Annotated in this window: 14 protein-coding genes and 2 pseudogenes; 9 read left to right on the forward strand and 7 right to left on the reverse strand. The window is 69.8% G+C overall.

Annotated features, from left to right (window positions below; all coding sequences use genetic code 11):
* Positions 1–2: 2 nt before the first annotated feature.
* Positions 3–1304, reverse strand: a complete 1302-nt coding sequence (alr, locus tag TRD_RS09970) for an alanine racemase (protein WP_012643277.1) — start codon at positions 1302–1304, stop codon at positions 3–5.
* A 146-nt stretch (positions 1305–1450) separates the two neighbouring features.
* Here alr and TRD_RS14250 point away from each other — a divergent pair, with 146 nt between their 5' ends.
* Both TRD_RS14250 and TRD_RS15385 read left to right on the forward strand, forming a co-directional pair.
* Positions 1451–1639 (forward strand): hypothetical protein, encoded by a 189-nt coding sequence (locus TRD_RS14250; RefSeq protein WP_012642736.1) that lies wholly within the window; start codon positions 1451–1453, stop codon positions 1637–1639.
* Positions 1640–2949: 1310 nt separating this feature from the next.
* Positions 2950–3246: pseudogene (locus tag TRD_RS15385) on the forward strand (endo alpha-1,4 polygalactosaminidase); the annotation flags it as partial.
* Here the strand turns inward: TRD_RS15385 and TRD_RS09975 are convergent.
* Both TRD_RS09975 and TRD_RS09980 read right to left on the reverse strand, forming a co-directional pair.
* Positions 3228–4844 (reverse strand): thiamine pyrophosphate-binding protein, encoded by a 1617-nt coding sequence (locus TRD_RS09975; RefSeq protein ID WP_012643029.1) that lies wholly within the window; start codon positions 4842–4844, stop codon positions 3228–3230. The pseudogene TRD_RS15385 and the gene TRD_RS09975 overlap by 19 nt on opposite strands.
* Positions 4845–5007: 163 nt before the next feature.
* Positions 5008–5475 carry a DUF6917 domain-containing protein gene (locus tag TRD_RS09980; protein WP_012642827.1) on the reverse strand — a complete coding sequence of 156 codons (468 nt, stop codon included), beginning with the start codon at positions 5473–5475 and terminating at the stop codon, positions 5008–5010.
* A 115-nt stretch (positions 5476–5590) separates the two neighbouring features.
* Here TRD_RS09980 and TRD_RS09985 point away from each other — a divergent pair, with 115 nt between their 5' ends.
* From TRD_RS09985 to TRD_RS13825, 5 genes are all read left to right on the forward strand, one after another.
* Positions 5591–6631, forward strand: a complete 1041-nt coding sequence (locus tag TRD_RS09985; protein ID WP_012642479.1) for a proline racemase family protein — start codon at positions 5591–5593, stop codon at positions 6629–6631.
* A gap of 716 nt (positions 6632–7347) precedes the next feature.
* A complete protein-coding gene (locus tag TRD_RS09990) occupies positions 7348–7587 on the forward strand; it encodes a hypothetical protein (RefSeq protein WP_012643249.1) in 240 nt (79 codons plus the stop codon).
* A gap of 55 nt (positions 7588–7642) precedes the next feature.
* Complete coding sequence (gene lysX, locus TRD_RS09995) at positions 7643–8524, forward strand: lysine biosynthesis protein LysX (protein WP_012642503.1); 882 nt, start codon at positions 7643–7645, stop codon at positions 8522–8524.
* 257 nt (positions 8525–8781) lie between these two features.
* Positions 8782–9219, forward strand: coding sequence for a hypothetical protein (locus TRD_RS10000; protein WP_012643004.1), 438 nt, complete (start codon positions 8782–8784; stop codon positions 9217–9219).
* A 1110-nt stretch (positions 9220–10329) separates the two neighbouring features.
* Positions 10330–11256: a hypothetical protein gene (locus TRD_RS13825; RefSeq protein WP_012642549.1), complete on the forward strand. Its 927-nt coding sequence runs from the start codon at positions 10330–10332 to the stop codon at positions 11254–11256.
* 119 nt (positions 11257–11375) lie between these two features.
* On the opposite strand, the gene TRD_RS10010 is transcribed toward TRD_RS13825, so the two are convergent.
* From TRD_RS10010 to TRD_RS10025, 4 genes are read right to left on the reverse strand one after another with little or no spacing between them, the layout of a single operon-like run.
* Positions 11376–12119: an ABC transporter permease gene (locus TRD_RS10010; RefSeq protein ID WP_012642768.1), complete on the reverse strand. Its 744-nt coding sequence runs from the start codon at positions 12117–12119 to the stop codon at positions 11376–11378.
* A gap of 3 nt (positions 12120–12122) precedes the next feature.
* A complete protein-coding gene (locus TRD_RS10015; protein WP_012642663.1) occupies positions 12123–13043 on the reverse strand; it encodes an ABC transporter ATP-binding protein in 921 nt (306 codons plus the stop codon).
* Positions 13040–13396, reverse strand: a complete 357-nt coding sequence (locus TRD_RS10020; RefSeq protein ID WP_012642908.1) for a winged helix-turn-helix domain-containing protein — start codon at positions 13394–13396, stop codon at positions 13040–13042. Before TRD_RS10020 ends, TRD_RS10015 begins: the two co-directional genes overlap by 4 nt.
* Positions 13383–13949 carry a hypothetical protein gene (locus TRD_RS10025; RefSeq protein WP_012643035.1) on the reverse strand — a complete coding sequence of 189 codons (567 nt, stop codon included), beginning with the start codon at positions 13947–13949 and terminating at the stop codon, positions 13383–13385. The genes TRD_RS10020 and TRD_RS10025 overlap by 14 nt, the downstream gene beginning before the upstream one ends.
* A 316-nt stretch (positions 13950–14265) precedes the next feature.
* Here TRD_RS10025 and mmgD point away from each other — a divergent pair.
* Positions 14266–15388 (forward strand): annotated as a pseudogene (gene mmgD, locus TRD_RS10030) (citrate synthase).
* 25 nt (positions 15389–15413) lie between these two features.
* Positions 15414–16859 carry a bifunctional 2-methylcitrate dehydratase/aconitate hydratase gene (locus TRD_RS10035; protein ID WP_012642879.1) on the forward strand — a complete coding sequence of 482 codons (1446 nt, stop codon included), beginning with the start codon at positions 15414–15416 and terminating at the stop codon, positions 16857–16859.
* Positions 16860–16862: the final 3 nt, after the last annotated feature.

The raw sequence follows: 16862 nt of genomic DNA on the forward strand, positions 1-16862 counted from the left end.
TGCTACCGCGCTCGCATCCTGTCGCGCCAGACGAGACCGAAGGCGTCCGCGAGGCCGACGATTTCTCCGCCGCGCTGGTAGAGGCGCGGAATCCTGGTCGCCAGGCTGGTGAGGATCTCGTAGGCGATGGTGCCGCTGAGCGTCGCAGCGTCCCACGCGGTCATCGCGCCGTCCTCGCCGGTACCGAGCACGATGACCGTAGTACCGATTTCCGCCTGAGGGACCGCCTCGAGCGAGATCGTCGTTTGATCCATGCAGACCCGTCCGAGGATCGGGCAGCGCTGTCCCTGGACGAGGAACCAGCCCTGGTTGGAGAGCGCCCGCGGAAGACCATCCGCATAGCCGACGGGGACCAGGCCACAGTGGGTGAGCGCTTTGGTGACATAGGTATGTCCGTAGGAGATCCCTTCGCCCGCGTGGACAACGAAGCAGCGGGCGAGCCGGGCCTGGAGCGTGAGCGCTGGTCGAATGCCGGGTGGAAGCAGCAGCGCTGGGTCGGGGGTGAGACCATAGAAGAGGATACCGACCCGAACCACGCGCCGACCGGGGAGATCGGGGTCGCCGAGCGCGCCGCGCAGCGTGGCAGCACTGTTCGCCTGGTGCACGACTGGCGGGTGGATACCTTCGGCCAGCAACCGCTCGCGGACGGCGCGGAAGCGCTCCATCTGGCGACGGAGTGTCCGGCAATCCGGGGCATCGGCGGTCGCGAAATGGGTGTAGATCCCTTCGAAGGAGAGAAGCGGGTCGGATGCCAACCCGCGGGCCAGCGCGACTGCTTCGTCAGGCGTGGCACCGAACCGGTGCATGCCGGTATCGACCTCGAGGTGGACACGGGCTGGGCGACCGAGCGCGCTGGCGGCTGACCGGACTGCCTCGACGTCGGCCAGAGAGCCGACCGCCAGGGTGAGGTCAGCCGCGACCGCTGCGCGCAGGCGTGCATGGTTGGGGGGACCCAGCACGATGACGGGTGCAGTGAGACCGGCCTGCCGGAGCAGTAGACCTTCCTCGATGCGCGCGACGCCGAGCCAGCGTGCGCCTCCCGCCAGCGCGGCGAGCGCGCTGGGGACGAGTCCGTGGCCGTAGGCATTCGCCTTGAGGACGGCGAGGAGCTCGACATCGGGCGGGAGAAAGCGGACTAGCGTCCGGGCATTCGTCGCCAGCTGGTCCAGGTCGATGATCGCATGGAGCCCGGCTCGTGCACAGGACAGTCGCGTGGGCCAGTCGACCTGCTCGGTCGCCGCGGGGAGAGCGGAGGCATCGTGCTGATTGGGATCCCCGAGACCGGGGTCGCGTTGCGTTCCCATCCCTTCCCCCGGAGTGGCCGTTGACTAGTATGCCCCAGCAGCAGCGGGTGGGGAGAGACGAGAGCGCTCGTCTTTTCCGAACGTCGGGGAGGGTGACTCGCTCGTGCTGCCCCGCGTGGTGCGCGCGTTCCCTCGGACGAGAGCGAGTGGCGAGCACTGCGGTGCTGACCGCTGGTGTCGATGATCCTGGTATCACGGTCATCATCGCGCGGCGAGCTCTGCTGGCTCGGCCGGGCCGGCGGGTCAGGCACCGCCTGACCCCTACAACATGGGGGATCACCCACCACCCCCTGGCCTACCGATCCCACCGCCAGCATGCTGCCCCAACTGTGTAGGGGCGAGGCGCTGCCTCGCCCGCCGCGCCGTTAGCGCGGCAACAACCGTGCCGGCAACCATCCCGGCGGGGATTGCGCACGCCACCGTGGGCACCCGTTCGCGCCGCCGGTTCCGGCCCAGCCGGGCCGGCGGGTCAGGCGTCGCCGCCTGGAAAATCCGCCCACCTTGGAGGGGCGAGGCGCCGCGTCGCGTGCCGCACCTCGGTGGCGCGGCAAATGGGACGGCACATATCGGACGACGCGGATCAGTGCGCCGCGCAGCCGCCGCATCATCGTCTTCCCGGCCGCGTTCTCGGGGTCCCCACGGGGTCGGTGACCGTGCGGGGCGAAAACCACCCGGGTCATTCCCCGAGCCGGCTTCAGCCGGCTGCCGGACGGCGCCTCTCGGCGGGGAATCTGCTTCGGCCCGCTGCGCGGGGTGATGCCCCCTCGCAGCCCCCTTCAGGGGGCTTGCGGATTCAGCCCGGGGCTTCAGCCCCGGGCGCACTGGCGCCCACCCCGCCATGATCCGTATCCGCACTCCGGTGACGGTGGTGATTGCCGGCCCTCCGGGCCGGCGGGTCAGGCACCGCCTGACCCCTACAAGACGCGGATCGGTTGCCGCCCATCCGTGCAGGCATAGGCCACACCGGGGATGCACTGACCGCCTCGTCGGGGCGAGGCGCTGCCTCGCCCGCCGCGCCACCGGCGCGGCAAACACCCGTGGCATGCATCGCCCGGTTCGACGATCCTGCTGGCATCGTCACCATCGCCCCACCGGAGGTTTGCCGGCCTTACCAGGCCGGCGGGTCAGGCACTGCCTGACCCCTACCGGACGGGGGAGGGATCCGCCACCATCGCCCGTACAGGTTGCACCGGTGATGCGCCACCAAGGCATGTAGGGGCGAGGCGCTGCCTCGCCCGCCGCGCCACCGGCGCGGCAACAACCGTGGCACGCATCGACCACGTTGCCGCTCCACCCGGCACCGCGCCCATCGCCTCACCCGGGGTTCCCGGCCCTGGCGGGCCGGCGGGTCAGGCACCGCCTGACCCCTACACATGACGCGTGGCACCGACCCATGGCCGGTATCGGTCGCACCGCCGATGCGGCGTCCCACCCTGTAGGGGCGAGGCGCTGCCTCGCCCGCCGCGCCGTGGGCGCGGCAACCCCCGTGGCAACACCCATCCCCTCGGCCATTGCGCACGCTACCGTGGACATCCGGCCGCACCGCCAGTTCTGGCCCTGCGAGCCGGCGGGCCAGGTAGCGCCTGACCCCTACAACGTGGGGTGTGTGCTGCCCCTCGCGTGTTGATCCCACCAGGCGCACGCACGCGGTCTGGCCATCGGGCTCAAGAACGACGCCGAGCAGGCGGCGGAACTCGTCGGCGATTTCGACTGGATCCTCGTCGAAAGCTGTCTCGCCGAAGGCTGGTGCGGACTCACCGCTCCGTTCCGGCGAGCGGGCAAGCCGGTCTTCGCCATCGAGTACGTCGAGCGAGGAATGACCGAAGCCCGGGTGTGTCGGGAGGCCCGGCGCTTCGGCCTGAGCGCGCAACTGAAGCGGCGCGAGCTCGATGCCTGGTCGCGACCCTGCTGGCGAGTGCGCGCTCAGACGATCGGTCGATAGGCGTCCGGATCGAGCGGTACCTCGATGACGAACGGCAACCCGGCCTCGTTGGCGGCGAGCGCCTGGCGGGCGGCCGCGGCCAGTTCGTCGGGAGTCCGGGCCACCGTGCCAGCGCAGCCGCAGGCCTGCGCGACGAGCACGCTGTCGATCGGCTCGAAGTCGACGCCGTAGCGTGGCAGACCGCGGTTTTCCTGGCCGATGCGGATCAGCGAGTAGGAGCGATCGGCGATGATTAGGACGATGACTGGTGCACCGATGCGCCGGGCGGTCTCCAGTTCCTGGCAGACCATGGAGAATCCGCCGTCGCCGAGTACCGCCAGCACCGGCGCAGCCGGCCGCGCCAGCTTGGCCCCGATCGCCGCAGCGAGTCCGTACCCCATGCCGGACAAGCCGTTCGACATCCAGAACGTCTCCGGGTGACGGCTCGGCCAGAACTGCCCGAAGAGATACTTGTGCGACCCCACGTCAGTCGTCACGATCGTCTCGGCCGGGAGGACTGCGGCCAGCACCTCGACGATGCGCACTGGGGCGAGTCCCTGAGCTGGTGCGCGGCTCTTCCCTGCCGCGATAGCGGCCCGCTCCGCCTGGACCTCCTGAAACGGGCGCTCCCAGCGGCGCGGCGGGGCCAGTTCGCCGAGCGCGGCGAGGAGCGCATGGTGGTCGACCAGGAGGAGGTCGCGTCGCGGGAGCAGGCCTGTCGCCTGGGCCGATTCCAGGACCCAGAGCACCGGACGGTGGGCGTGCCAGGTCTTGTCCACTTCCACCGGATCGAAGCCGAACCCGACGAGGAGGTCGGCCTGCTGGACGGCTTCGACCATGAGGCCGTCGATCGCCATCCCACCGACGACGCCGACGAAATCGATGGCCGGGTCGCGTTCGTCCACCAGCCCCTTCGCCTTGGGCGTCACGGCGACCGGGAGATGCCACGCGGCCAGCCAGCGCCGCAGGCCCGGCGCGTTTTCCGGCCGCACGCCCAGACCGATCACGACGAGTGGTCGCTCGGCCTCGGCCAGGCGACGCGCCAATTCCTCGGCAGCGACCCGGGCGTCCTGCGCTGTCGCCGCCGGTCGGAGGGCGAGCGACTCCTCGTGCAGGATGCAGGCTGGTCGCACGGCATCCTCGGCGGAAAGAGTGAGGTAACTCGGCCCCAGTGGCTCGCGCGTACAGGCGATGAGGGCACGCCGGACCGGGCGGTGCGGGTCGAGCGGCGTGACCGCCTCCACATGCTTGGTGACAGGACGGTAGATGTCGTGGAGGGGGAGTCGCTGGTGGGTGTGACTGGGTGGCCAGCTGGCGGGCAGGTCGGCGGTGATGGCGAGGAGCGGTTCGCGGTCGAGCCAGGCATTGCTGACGGCGAGCAGGAAGTTGGCCGCGCCGGGTCCCAGGGTGGCGACCGCGACGCCAGCGGTGCGGCGGAGCTTGCCGTAGACGCCGGCGGCGATGCCGGCCACTGCCTCATGCCGGCAGAGGGTGAAGACGATCCCCGCTCGCCGCAGCGCGTCGATGAGCGCCAGCACCTCCCCACCGGGAAGCCCGAAGGCGCGGTCCACCCCAGCTGTTCGCAGTTCCTGGGCGATGACTTCGGCGACAGTCGCCATCGCTCCGCTCCTTCCCGCGGTCCGGTCGGCGGCAGTGTAGGGGATGGGGATGCCGGAGAGCAAGCGATGGGACGGGATCCGGGCTGCCTCGCTCGTCACCGCGCAGTGGGGTCGCTCGACCGGCCGGTTCGGCCATCGGCGGCGCGCCCGGTGCGGGCGGCGGTCAGGGGCTGTCCAGCTCGCTCGCGGTGGCCGGGCCGCTGAGCGTCACCGTGGCGCCGAGGCGTAGACCGCGGGCTGCGCCATCGGCGAAGCGTGCGCTGCGCACGACGATGTTCCAGTGGTTGGGAGCATGGACGCCATCGAACCCGACCACCTCGCCGATCTCCTCCCCGGCTACGGAGCAGCGCGCACCCACGGCGACGATGCCCCCGATCGGGAAGCGAACGAAGCCGAGGTAGGCGGCCCGGGCGACCCGCTGGCCCGGTCGAGCGTCCGGTTGGTCGGTCACGCAGAGTTCGGCGATGGCACCATCGGGGAAGGCTCGCGAGCCGAACGGTTCCAGTTCCAGGTTGCGGTCGGGGAAGCTGACGGCCAAGACGGCGACCAATTCGCCGACCAACGGTCGGACCGCGGCGAACGGTCGCTCCGGAACGATACCCCGGGCATACGGCTCCTGATCGTGCGTCATCCTGCTCACCTCCTGCTCGTCGCTGGTGACTCGCCGGACGTATGATGGCGCAGGTGCAGCGCGCACGGCGCACGAGGATACACGAGGATAGAGGAGAGGACGAGGAAGCAGCGAGATGTTCGGGCAGGCGCGCCATGTCCTCCAGGTTTGGGATTACCACCACGGCCAGTCGACGCGCATCGTCGTCGCGGGTTGCCCACCGCTCCGCGGCCGGACCATCCGGGAGAAACAGGCGGACCTGGCAACCCGCTACGATCACTTGCGTGCCCTGATCGTGCGGGAACCGCGCGGTCACCGTAACCTGTTGGGCGCCTTTCTCACCGAGCCGGAGCGACCGGAGAGTCAGGCTGGCGTCATCTTCGTCCATCCCGATGGGTACTTCGATGCCTGCGGCGACTCGACGTTCAGTGTGGCGGTCGCGTTGGTGGAGAGCGGGCTGGTGCCGCGGACGACCGACGATGGTGAGCAGGAACTGGTGCTCGATACCGTGCTCGGCCCGGTCCCGGTGCGCGTCACGCTGCGCGGTGGACGAGTGGTGGCGGCGACTATGGCCAGTGGCCCCTCCTACGCGCTCGGGTCAGCGCGCCTGGAGACCGAGCTGGGCACCGTGCCAGTGACGCTCGCTTGGGGCGGCCTGCTGTACGCGTTCGCCGATGCGACGGCGCTCGGTCTGCAACTGGGTGCCGAGCTTGCGCCCGCGACGCGCGAGCGGCTGCTCGACGTGGGGACGATGCTCTGGCAGGCGGCGCGGGCGCAGCTGCGTGCTGACGTGCCCGGCCTGGCGCAGGGGCGAGCGGTGGATCTGGTCACGCTGGTGCAGGAGCTGGATGAGCACGGTCGACCGCTTCCGGCCGGTTCGACGGCGCAACCGGCGGGAGCGCGCGTCGCCAACTTCTACGCGCCGCGCACCATGGGACGCACCCCCTCAGGCACGGGAACGGCGGCACGCGTGGCAGCGCTGGTTGCGAGTGGGCGATTGCCGCTCGGTGCGTCCTACTTCCACGAGAGCCCGGTGGGGTTGCGCTTTACCGCGCGACCGGTGCGGCGCGAGGGGGAGGCGGTCCACAGCGAGATCAGCACGATGTCCTACTGCATGGGGATCGCGACGCTCGTCCTGCGCGACGACGACCCCTTCCCGACCGGCTTCCTGCTGTAGCACGGGCAACTGGCTGTCGCTGTCCCGGCACGCTGACCGGGTGAACTGCCCTGCCGGTGTGCGGTGGACCGGGCCAGCCGGCGCCCTCCCCACGAATCATCCACCGCTCGGCTGCGCGGCGGTCGGCTCTGCCTTCGAGGGTGGTGTCGCGGAAGAGAGGGTGCGTTGCCGGGTGCGTCCCGCAAGGAGGGCAACGAGCCAGGTCACTCGCAGCCCGAACCGGTGCGTCGCTGTTCCCTCTCCGACGGCCGGTGGGCCACGCTCCGTCATGCCGGGAGGCGCGCGACCCGCGAGCTCCTCGGGTAGCGGTGTCGGCGTGCTGAGCCGGCGTGCGAGGGCCGTGGAGGGCGAGCGGTAGCCAACACGTGGTACTGGACAAGAGCGCCGGACTGGTGTAGGCTCCAAGACGACAACGGAGCGCCGCAAAGGCGGCGAAGAGGAGAGTACCCAGCGGGAGCGGTCCAGCGAGCCGCGGGTGGTGGAAAGGCGGCCCGTTACTGCTGGGGAAGAAGGCCTCGGAGCTGCGTCCCGAGCCGCGCGACTCAGCGCGGGGTAGGCGACGACGGTGGCCCCCGTTACCGGGCCGCACTCGGTGCGTACCGAGTGCGTGAGGCCGCGACCCGCGAGGGCGCGGCGAAGCGGGGTGGTACCGCGAGACGGCACCGCTCGCCCCCGCCAGGGCGAGCGGTTTTCGTTTGCGAGGAGCGATCTCGTCGATGGAGCGAGTGGTCGAGCACCAGGATCGAACTCAGGGAGAGCGCCGGGGTGACCGGGCGATCGGTCGGGTCGCGTCCAGGCCTGCCTGCTCGGCCAACTCGCTGCCCCTCTTTCCAGTGCGTCATTCCCCTGCTGAGCGAGGAACCAGCGCGCTCGTCCTGGCGCTCGTCCGCCAGGGACGCTGCCTCGCGACCCACGGTGCCCAGCCGGACAAACGCGGGACGAAACGCTCGGCCTGAGCGCGTTCTGGTCCCATCGGTGTCCGGTCGGTTGCAGTGGTGTCGGAGGTCAGTCGTGGAGCGCGTGCGTGTTGGACTCGTCTATGGACTTTTGCGAGCGGAAGAGCGGCTTTTGATCGCAGCGCTGGAGCAGCGCGGGGCGGTGGTCGAGCGGATCGTCGACCGGCAGCTGCGGCTCGAGCTGACCAGCCCACCGCCGCGCTACGACGTGGTGGTGGAACGCTCGGTCAGCCAGCAGCGGGGGCTCCACGTGGCCAGCGTCTTTGCGGCGTGGGGGATCCCGGTCGTCAACCCACCGCACCTCTTGGAAGTGTGCAACGACAAGCTGCGCACGACGGCGCTGCTCGCTGCGGCTGGGGTCCCGCAGCCGCGGGTGATGGTGGCCTTCAGCCCAGAAGAAGCGCTGGAGGCAGCCGAGGAACTGGGGTACCCGGTGGTGATCAAGCCGCCGTTGGGATCCTGGGGGCGGCTCCTGGCGCGCGTGCACAGTCGGCGAGCGGCCGCGGAACTGCTGCGGCACAAGCGGATGCTCGGCGGTTTTCATCACGGGACGCTCTACGTCCAGGAGTGGGTCCCCAAGCCGGGACGGGACATCCGCGCCTTCGTCGTCGGCGAGGAGACGATCTGCGCCATCTACCGTACCTCCGACCACTGGGTCACCAACACGGCGCGTGGCGGTCGTGCCTCCAACTGCCCGGTGACACCGGAACTGGCTGACCTGTGCGGGCGGGTCGCGCGGGCGCTGGGTGGCGGCGTCCTGGCCGTCGACGTGCTGGAGCATCCCGAGCGCGGCCTCCTGGTCAACGAGGTCAACGCGACGATGGAGTTCCGCAACTCGATCGCGCCGACCGGGGTCGATATTCCTGGCCGGGTTGCCGATTACGTGCTGGCGATAGCCCGAGCCGAGCAGCCGCTCTCGCTGGCGGCGGCATCCTGAGCGGTGGCGCGACCCACCAGTACGCCCACCCTCAGCGCTGAGCCTCCGGTCGGCCGGAGCGGCCGTCACACGGTACCTAGTCTCCTGGCGAGCGTCGAGCTGGCTTTCGCCTTGCCTCGGTCGATCGAGCTGCCTGTCTGGTTCACCCTGTCGCCGTACGGAAGAGCGGATACTCTGCCGAACGGACGGTTGCGGGCGCGACCGGATCGTGCCATGCTCACATCGCAATCGCGTGGTGGAAGCGAGGGGGTAGGGCGATGGACGAGCCGATGCAACCGCCAGCGATCGGCCCGGCGCGTCAGGTGGACATCGAGACAGCGGGCTGGATCGCGCTGGCGCTGGAAGCGATCTTCGGCTACTTCGGCATCCTCGGTGTCGGTCACGCCTATGCCGGTCGGTTGGGGCGAGCGATCGGGCTCCTGGTCGGCTGGTTGGTGGTGTTGGTGCTGCTCGGGGCGCTGACCGGTCTCACTTTCGGTGTGGCCGCCTGCCTCGTCCTGCCGATTTGGGTAGCGGTTCCGGTCATCTCCGGTCTCCTGGCGCGACGGACGGTGCTGGCCGAAGGGCGCACCGGGAGCTGGACTGCGGTCTTCGGCTTGGCTGGGGTGGGCTGTCTCGGTGTCCTCACGCTGATCTGTCTCGGGTTGGTGCTCCTCGGCGGGCTCGGCGCGCTGAGCAGCGCGGTGAGCGGGTGACCGGCTGGCGCGTGGCGACCGGCGTGCACGGCGCGGTCGATTGCCGCGCCGGCGGGCGAGGCAGCGCCTCGTCCCGACACGAGTGGGGCGGAGCATCCCCGGTGTGGCGCCTGCCTGCACGGATCGGCGGTGCGTGAACCCGCGTGTTGTAGGGGTCAGGCGGTGCCTGACCCGCCGGCCCGCCAGGGCCGGGACGTGCGGCGCGACCGGATGTCCACGCTGCCGTGCGGAATGGTCGCGGTGGCAGTTGCCGCGGCAGATTTTGCCGCGCCCATGGCGCGGCGGGCGAGGCAGCGCCTCGCCCCTACATGCCGTGGTGGCGCGTCACCGGTGCAACCTGTGGGTGCGATGGTGGCGGATCCCTCCCCCGTCCGGTAGGGGTCAGGTGGTGCCTGACCCGCCGGCCCGGCAGGGCCGGGGAATGACACCGTCACCGGGGTACGGATGGAGATCACGGCGGGAGTGGGCGCTAGCCGTGCGCCCGGGGCTTCAGCCCCGGGCTGAATCCCCAAGCCCCCTGAAGGGGGCTATGAGGCGCCCAGGCGCCCGAGTTGATCGGCTGGGTGCAGGCGCCGTTGGGATCAGCCGGCTTCAGCCGGCTTGGGGACTGAGCCCGGCCGTTCACGGCCGGGCGGTCGTGGATACAGCCGCTCTGCTGATCCGCGCTGCGTGTCGTGCGAGACGTGTCGGCCACGCGGAATCGCCGCGCCGGTAGCGCGGCGGGCGAGGCAGCGCCTCGCCCCTCCACGGGGGGGCACACCAGCGGCTGAGGCTACCCTCGTCCCCGTGGCTTCCTCGCCCGCACGGCGTGGGAGCGGGGGCGTTGCGGAGCGGCGGGGGTACGGGGTGGTTCGGGTTCAGGCACCACCGGACTGCTGAGCCCGATCGGTTGAGGGCATCCCGGGTCGTGGGGTCTGAGGCTTGGCCCGGATTCATCGGGAACCGCGGCCCGGAAACCGGCTACCGTGCTCTCGAGCGCGTCCACCGGCTTCGGTGCCGGCCGCGCGCAGCTGGTCGGATGGTAGGGGAAGAGAGCAGGTAACGGGCGGATCGGTGAACGAGGACGTGCCGACCTCCGTTACAATAGCGGAAGCGAGAGGGAGCGCACGCATGGCGTTCACGGTCGAGGACTTCCAAGATCTGGTGCGCCTGCTCGCTCAGCATCCGGAATGGCGGAGCGAGTTGCGCCGGTTGCTGCTGAGCGAGGAGCTGCTGACGGTACCCGAGCGGCTGGCCCGCGTCGAGCGGCTGTTGGCTGAGTTGGTGCAGCGTGACGAGGAACGCTCCCGCCAATTGGCGGGGTTGATCGAGGCGGTGCGCGAGAACACCCGGCAGATCGCCGAGCTGCGGGAGACGGTGGCGGAGCACTCGCGGCAGATCGCCGAGCTGCGGGAGACGGTGGCGGAGCACTCGCGGCAGATCGCCGAGCTGCGGGAGACGGTGGCGGAGCACTCGCGGCAGATCGCCGAGCTGCGGGAGACGGTGGCGGAGCACTCGCGGCAGATCGCTGAGCAAACGCGGCAGATCGAAGGGCTCCGCGAGACGGTGCTGCTTCTCGCCCAGCGGCTGGATACGGTGGCTGGCCGCACGGACATGGCGCTCGGCGAGCTCCTCGAGCTGCGGGCCGAGCGCCGGCTCAGCTCCTGGCTGGGGCGGTTCCTGCGCGGCCTGCGTGTCCGCCCGCCCGGTGAGTGGGAGCGCCAGTTCCGGCCCCTGCTCAGTCCGGCAGCGTTCGATCGACTGCTCGATGCCGACCTGCTGGCTCGCGGACGGCTCACGCTCGACGGGCAACGGGAAGTCTGGTTGGCTATCGAGGTCTCGCGGGTGATCGATGCCGAGGATGTGGCTCGTGCCCAGGAATGGGCTCAGCTCCTCCGCGAGGTAGGGCTCGTCGCGGTACCGGTCGTGCTGGGAGCGGCCCTGACCGGGGAGGCGCAGGAGGCGGTGGAGCGCGAGCGGGTGCTCTTCGTCGAAGCGACGCTCCAGCGGGTGTGGGTTCACGGGTGGGAGGCAGTCCGCGAGCGGTGGGTCGCCTGAGGAAGATCGTCCGAACGGTCGGTCAGCGGAGCGGGGGTATCGCTCCCGCGCTGCGTTCGCGTGGGTGGTGATGGCGGGCCGGGGCGAGCCGCGCGACGACTGGTGCAGGTGGTGGCTCGTCACTGCCAGCGGAAGCGCCGGGTCGCAATAGCGAGCGAGCCAGTGGTCCAGGCGGCGAGGAGGAGCAGCGCACGCCAGTGATCCGACCAGGGCTCGGCGACCCAGGCGGCGCGGAGCAGGGTGACGATCGGGGTGGCCGGGAGGAACTCGGCGAGCTCTCGTACGCGTGCGGGCAGGATCTCCGGTGGGAGCGCCATGCCGGAGAAGAACAGCATGGGGTAGAAGACGACGAAGGCGACGACCAGTGCGGTGCGTGCGCTGGGGACGAGCGCAGCCAATGCGAAGCCGAAGGCCATCATCGCCAGGAAGCCGAGGATCCCTGCCGCCAGCGCGCTCGGCAGAGATCCGGCAAAGCGGAGCCCATAACCGAGTTCAGCGGTCAGCAGGAGGAAGCTGATGCCGAGCGCGCTCAGGATGGCGCGAGCGGCGAGTTGGCTGGCGAACAGCGCGATGGGCGAGACCGGGGCGAGGGCCAGTTGGCGGAGCACGCCGCGTTCCCGGTAGGTGGCCAGCGCGATGGGGAGGTTGAAGATCGCGACCGTGGCGATGACCATGGTGACGTAGCCTGGCACGGCCAGATCGATGACGCCGAAACCGCCGCTGCCAGGACGTGGGGTGTTGCCGTAGATGCTCCCGAAGATGACGACCAGGAGCGGCGGGAAGACGAGGGAGAAGAAGGCGCTGAAAGGTTCGCGCAGCTCGAGGAGGAACTCGGTCAGTGTCAGGCGAACGAGGCTGCGCATGGCTCACTGCTCCTCTCGGGTGACCGCTGTGCCAGTGAGGGCCAGGTAGGCGTCTTCGAGTCGGCCGCTGGAGACGCGCAGCTCCCGCAAGGGGACACGGTGTTCGACGAGCAGGTGGACGACGGCGGCGACAGTGCGGTCGTCGTCGGCGTGGACGATGAGTGTCCCGTCTTCGCGTCGTACCTGGCGTACACCAGGAAGGGACTGCAGCGGCGGCAGCGGAGCACCTTCCGGGATGCGAACGCTCACCCGCAGGCTCCCGACGATGCGGGCGATCAGGCGCGAGGGGGTATCGAGCGCGACGATGCGGCCCTGGTGGAAGACCGCGACGCGGTCGCAGAGCTCTTCCGCTTCGTCCATGAGGTGGGTGCTCAAGAGGATAGTGGTGCCGCGTGCCCGGGTGGCGCGGACGAGCTGCCAGACGGCGCGACGGCCGTGCGGGTCGAGTCCGGTGCTCAGCTCGTCGAGGAAGAGGAGACGGGGGTCGTGCAAAAGGGCCAGGAGCAGGAAGAGGCGTTGCTTCTGCCCACCGCTGAGCTTGGCGATGGGGGTGCGCAGCTGCTGGCTGAGTCCGAGTTGCTCGAGGAGCGGGCGCGGATCCAGCGTCTTCGGGTACAGGCTCGCGAACAGGGCGATCGCCTCACCGACGCGCAGGCGGTCGGGTAGCGCGCTCTCCTGGAGCTGCACGCCGATCTGGGGCGCCAGGCGACGACGCTCTCGCCAGGGATCGTGTCCGAGGACCCGGACGGCGCCGGCGTCGGGTCGGCGCAATCCTTCCAGGCACTCGATCGTCGTCGTCTTGCCCGCACCGTTCGGGCCGACGATACCGAAGATCTCGCCGTCCTGAACGGTGAAGCTCACGCCCGCGACCGCGACGACCTGGCCATACGTCTTGCGGAGTTCCGCGACCTCGACGACGTTCACGGTGGACCTCCTCGCTCGTCGGAACCATCCTGGTCGCCAGGGGGGGAGTCGGCTGGGAGCGGGAACTGGCCGCTCAAGAGCGCGACGAGTTGGGCACGATAGCGCTCGAAGGCCGCGCGACCGTACGGCGTGAGCGCCAGAAAGGTGCGCGGCTTGCGAGCGACGAACGCTTTGCGGACACGGATGTAGCCAGCTTCCTCCAGGCGCAGGAGATGGGTGCTCAGGTTGCCGTCGGTGAGGCCGAGCAGGTCACGGAGGGTCGTGAACTCGACCTCGGTTTCCGGCGCGAGCGCGGCGAGCGCGGCCATGATGCGGAGTCGGGTGGGCTGATGGATGCGTTCATCGAGCGTCATCGCGACTGCTCCACCAGACCCGGAGACCGCCGGCTATCAGGGCGCTGCCACCGAGGAGGCCGACCAGCAGCGCGTAGGGAGCTGGGCCGAGGAGGTGGCCGACGACGGCGACCGCGGTGACGAAGAGCCCGAGGATGGCCATGAAGGGGGTGATCCAGATGCCGTAGAGGACGTAGCCCGCCATGATGGCAGTAACCAGGACGAAGCTGGCCAGCTCGGGATCGCGCGGGAAGAGGAGCGATGCCCACAGGCCGAGATAGCCGCTGGCGACAGCCCAGGAGAGTCCGAGGCGGCGGCCCTGCGGGGAACGCAAGCGGCGCGCGGTGAGGAACTGAGTACCGAAGGAGACCGCCAGGCCGAGCGCAACCAGTCCGATCCAGAGCAGGGTCAGTGCGTCGCCGGCGAGCAGGAGGCTGGCCGGGAAACCGATGAGCCAGACCAGGCCCCAAGCGGCGAGGCTCGGTGCCAGCGTCCAGCGGAGGACGGCCCGGCGGACAGCCTGTTGGGTGCGGGCGATGGTGGTGAGCGCCTCTTCCAGTTCCGGCTGGTGCACGGTGCCCCTCCGTTCGGTGCCGAGCATCTGCGGAGTACTTTGTTATACAAAGTACTCCGTATTCGTGTCGTTGTCAAGGGGTGGGGGCAGTGCTGCTGGGGGAAAGGGCGATCAGGCGGCTCTGGGTCGGCAGGGTTGCGGATGGGTAGCCGTGGCCGGAGGGCGTCGGCAGTTCCGCCGACCGGCGAACGCGGGGCAGGCGGAGGGAAAGTCGCGTGGTGTTCGGGTCGGCTGCACACGGCGTCCGGTTTCTCGAATGGAGGGTTAGAATCAGGGCGAGTGGATCGGTCTCGTCCTGGCGCTGAGGAGGCAAGCGATGGGTGCAGTAGAGTACCGGCCAGGGTTGGAGGGCGTGATCGCTACCGAAACAGCGATCTCCTATCTCGATGTCGAACATGAGGAGATCGTCGTCCGCGGCTACAACCTGCTCGACCTGGCTCGGCAGCGGACCTACGTGGACGTGGTGGGGCTCCTGGTGAATGGCCAGCTGCCGGCCGAGGCGGAGCGATCGGCACTGGAGCAGCAGTTGCTCGCCGTGGCCGACGTGCCAGCGGAGATCTGGCAGATCTTGCGGCTGCTGCCGCGCGAGATGGATGCCATGGACCGCCTGCGCACGGCGGTCTCGGCGCTGGGCGGCTGGGATCAGGCGGCCAACTCGGCGGATCCGGAGCAGGACCGGCAGAGCGGCTTCCGGGTCATCGCACAGTCCGCGACGATCGTGGCCAACCTGATCCGCGTCGCGGAAGGGGGAGAGCCGCTGCTGCCCGACCGGCGCCGTTCCTATCCGGAGAACTTCCTCTGGATGATCACCGGGCGGGAGCCGGATCCGGCCGAGGTGCGTGCCTTCGATCAGACGCTCATCGCCTATGCTGAGCACGAACTCCCGAACTCGACTTTCGCGGCGCGGGTCATCGCCTCGACGCTGGCTGATCTCTATGGTGCCTTGACCGGCGCAGTCGCCTCGCTCAAGGGGCGCTTGCACGGTGGAGCCAACGAGGCGGTGAATGGAGATGCTGCTGGAGGCCGGCGACGAGGACGGCTTGGAGCGACTGATCCGCGAGAAGCTGGCGCGCAAGGAGCGGATCATGGGCTTCGGCCACCGGGTCTACATGCGGCGCATGGACCCGCGGGCGCAGCTGCTCAAGGAGACGCTGGCGGCGCTGGTGGCGCAAAAGGGGGACCCCGAGGGGGAGAAGCTGGTCCGCATGTGCCAGCGCGGCGAGGACGTGATGCGCGCCGAGAAGGGACTCTTCCCGAACCTGGACTATTACGCGGCACCCGTCTATTGGGTCCTGGGGATCCCGATCGAGCTCTATACGCCGATCTTCTTCGCGGCCCGCACCGCTGGGCTGGTCGCGCACGTGGTCGAGCAGCATGCGCACAATCGACTTTTCCGGCCGCGTGTGCTCTATACCGGCCCGCGCGGACTCAAACCGTGAGGCTGGTACGAGAGGGAGGGAGACCGTGGGCGAGACAGGCAGTGGGGCGCGGCCCGCACCGGACGCGGTGCTGGTGGAGATCGCGCGCTACGTGCTGGAGACGGAGATCGCGAGTCCGGTCGCGGCCGAGGCGGCTCGGCTGGCTTTGGCCGATTCGCTGGCCTGCGCCTGCGAGGCGCTGGTCCATCCGGATTGCACTGAACTGATCGGACCAGTCGCCCCCGGTACGATCGTGCCAGGAGGTGTCAGGGTTCCGGGGACGAGCCTGGTGCTGGATCCGGTCGGTGGGGCGTTCGCCATCAGCGCGCTGATCCGCTGGCTGGATTACAACGATACCTGGCTGGCCAAGGAGTGGGGACATCCCTCGGACAATTTCGGCGCGATCCTGGCGGTCGCTGACTACGTCAGCCGGCAACGGCGGGCGCGCGGCGAGCAGCCGTATCGTGTCCGCGATGTCCTGACCGCGGCGATCAAGGCGTACGAGATCCAGGGTGTCCTGGCGCTCGAAAACAGTTTGAACCGGGTCGGGTTCGATCATGTCCAGTTCGTCAAGGTTGCCTCGGCGGCGGTGGCAGCAGCGCTCTGGGGTGGCGGGTTCGCGGAGGTCGTGAGCGCGGTCTCCAACGCTTGGGTCGACGGGCCGGCGTTGCGCACCTATCGGCACTTCCCCAATACGGGCCCGCGCAAGTCGTGGGCAGCGGCCGATGCGACGAGCCGAGCGGTCCGGCTGGCCTGGCTGGCGCTGCGGGGCGAGCCCGGGTACCCGACGGCACTGAGCGCACCGCAGTGGGGGTTCCAGGACGTGGTCCTGCGGGGGCAGCCGGTGGTCCTGGCGCGACCGCTCGGGAGCTACGTCATGGAGAACGTGCTCTTCAAGATCGCCTTCCCAGCCGAGTTTCATGGCCAGACCGCTGTGGAGGCGGCCCTGCGCTTGCATCCGCTGGTGCGCGACCGACTGGAGGAGATCGCTGAGATCGTCATCGAGACGCAAGAATCGGCGAAGCGGATCATCGACAAGCCGGGACCGTTCGCCAATCCGGCCGATCGTGACCACTCGCTGCAGTACATGACAGCTGTGGCGTTGCTCTACGGCGAGCTCCGCTACGAGCACTATCTGGAGCCGATCGCCTCCGATCCGCGCATTCCGGCCCTCATCGCCAAGATGCGCGTGATCGAGAACCCGGAGTTCAGCCGGGACTACCTCGATCCCGAGAAGCGGTCGATCGCCAACGCGGTGCAGGTCGTCTTCCGCGACGGAAGTCGGACCGAGCGGGTCCTGGTCGAGTATCCGATCGGACATCCGCGGCGGCGAGCCGAAGGGCTGCCGCTCTTGCGGCAGAAGCTGGCGCGGGCGCTCCGCCTGGTCTATCCCGAGCGGCGGGCAGCCGCGCTCGAGCACCTTTTGCTCGACGATCCAGGGTTGCCGGATCTGGCGGTCGACCAGCTGCTCGACGCCCTGCACCGGGGGTGAAGG

Origin of the sequence: Thermomicrobium roseum DSM 5159 (assembly GCF_000021685.1) — a bacterium.
Lineage (GTDB): Bacteria > Chloroflexota > Chloroflexia > Thermomicrobiales > Thermomicrobiaceae > Thermomicrobium > Thermomicrobium roseum.

Excerpts from the sequence above, each read along its gene's own strand:
- TRD_RS13825 (WP_012642549.1), top strand. The coding sequence starts at position 10,330 with ATGGCGTTCACGGTCGAGGACTTCCAAGATCTGGTGCGCCTGCTCGCT.
- alr (WP_012643277.1), bottom strand. The coding sequence starts at position 1,304 with ATGGGAACGCAACGCGACCCCGGTCTCGGGGATCCCAATCAGCACGAT.
- TRD_RS09985 (WP_012642479.1), top strand. The coding sequence starts at position 5,591 with ATGTTCGGGCAGGCGCGCCATGTCCTCCAGGTTTGGGATTACCACCAC.
- TRD_RS09980 (WP_012642827.1), bottom strand. The coding sequence starts at position 5,475 with ATGACGCACGATCAGGAGCCGTATGCCCGGGGTATCGTTCCGGAGCGA.
- TRD_RS09975 (WP_012643029.1), bottom strand. The coding sequence starts at position 4,844 with ATGGCGACTGTCGCCGAAGTCATCGCCCAGGAACTGCGAACAGCTGGG.
- TRD_RS10020 (WP_012642908.1), bottom strand. The coding sequence starts at position 13,396 with ATGACGCTCGATGAACGCATCCATCAGCCCACCCGACTCCGCATCATG.
- TRD_RS09990 (WP_012643249.1), top strand. The coding sequence starts at position 7,348 with ATGGAGCGAGTGGTCGAGCACCAGGATCGAACTCAGGGAGAGCGCCGG.
- TRD_RS10000 (WP_012643004.1), top strand. The coding sequence starts at position 8,782 with ATGGACGAGCCGATGCAACCGCCAGCGATCGGCCCGGCGCGTCAGGTG.
- TRD_RS10010 (WP_012642768.1), bottom strand. The coding sequence starts at position 12,119 with ATGCGCAGCCTCGTTCGCCTGACACTGACCGAGTTCCTCCTCGAGCTG.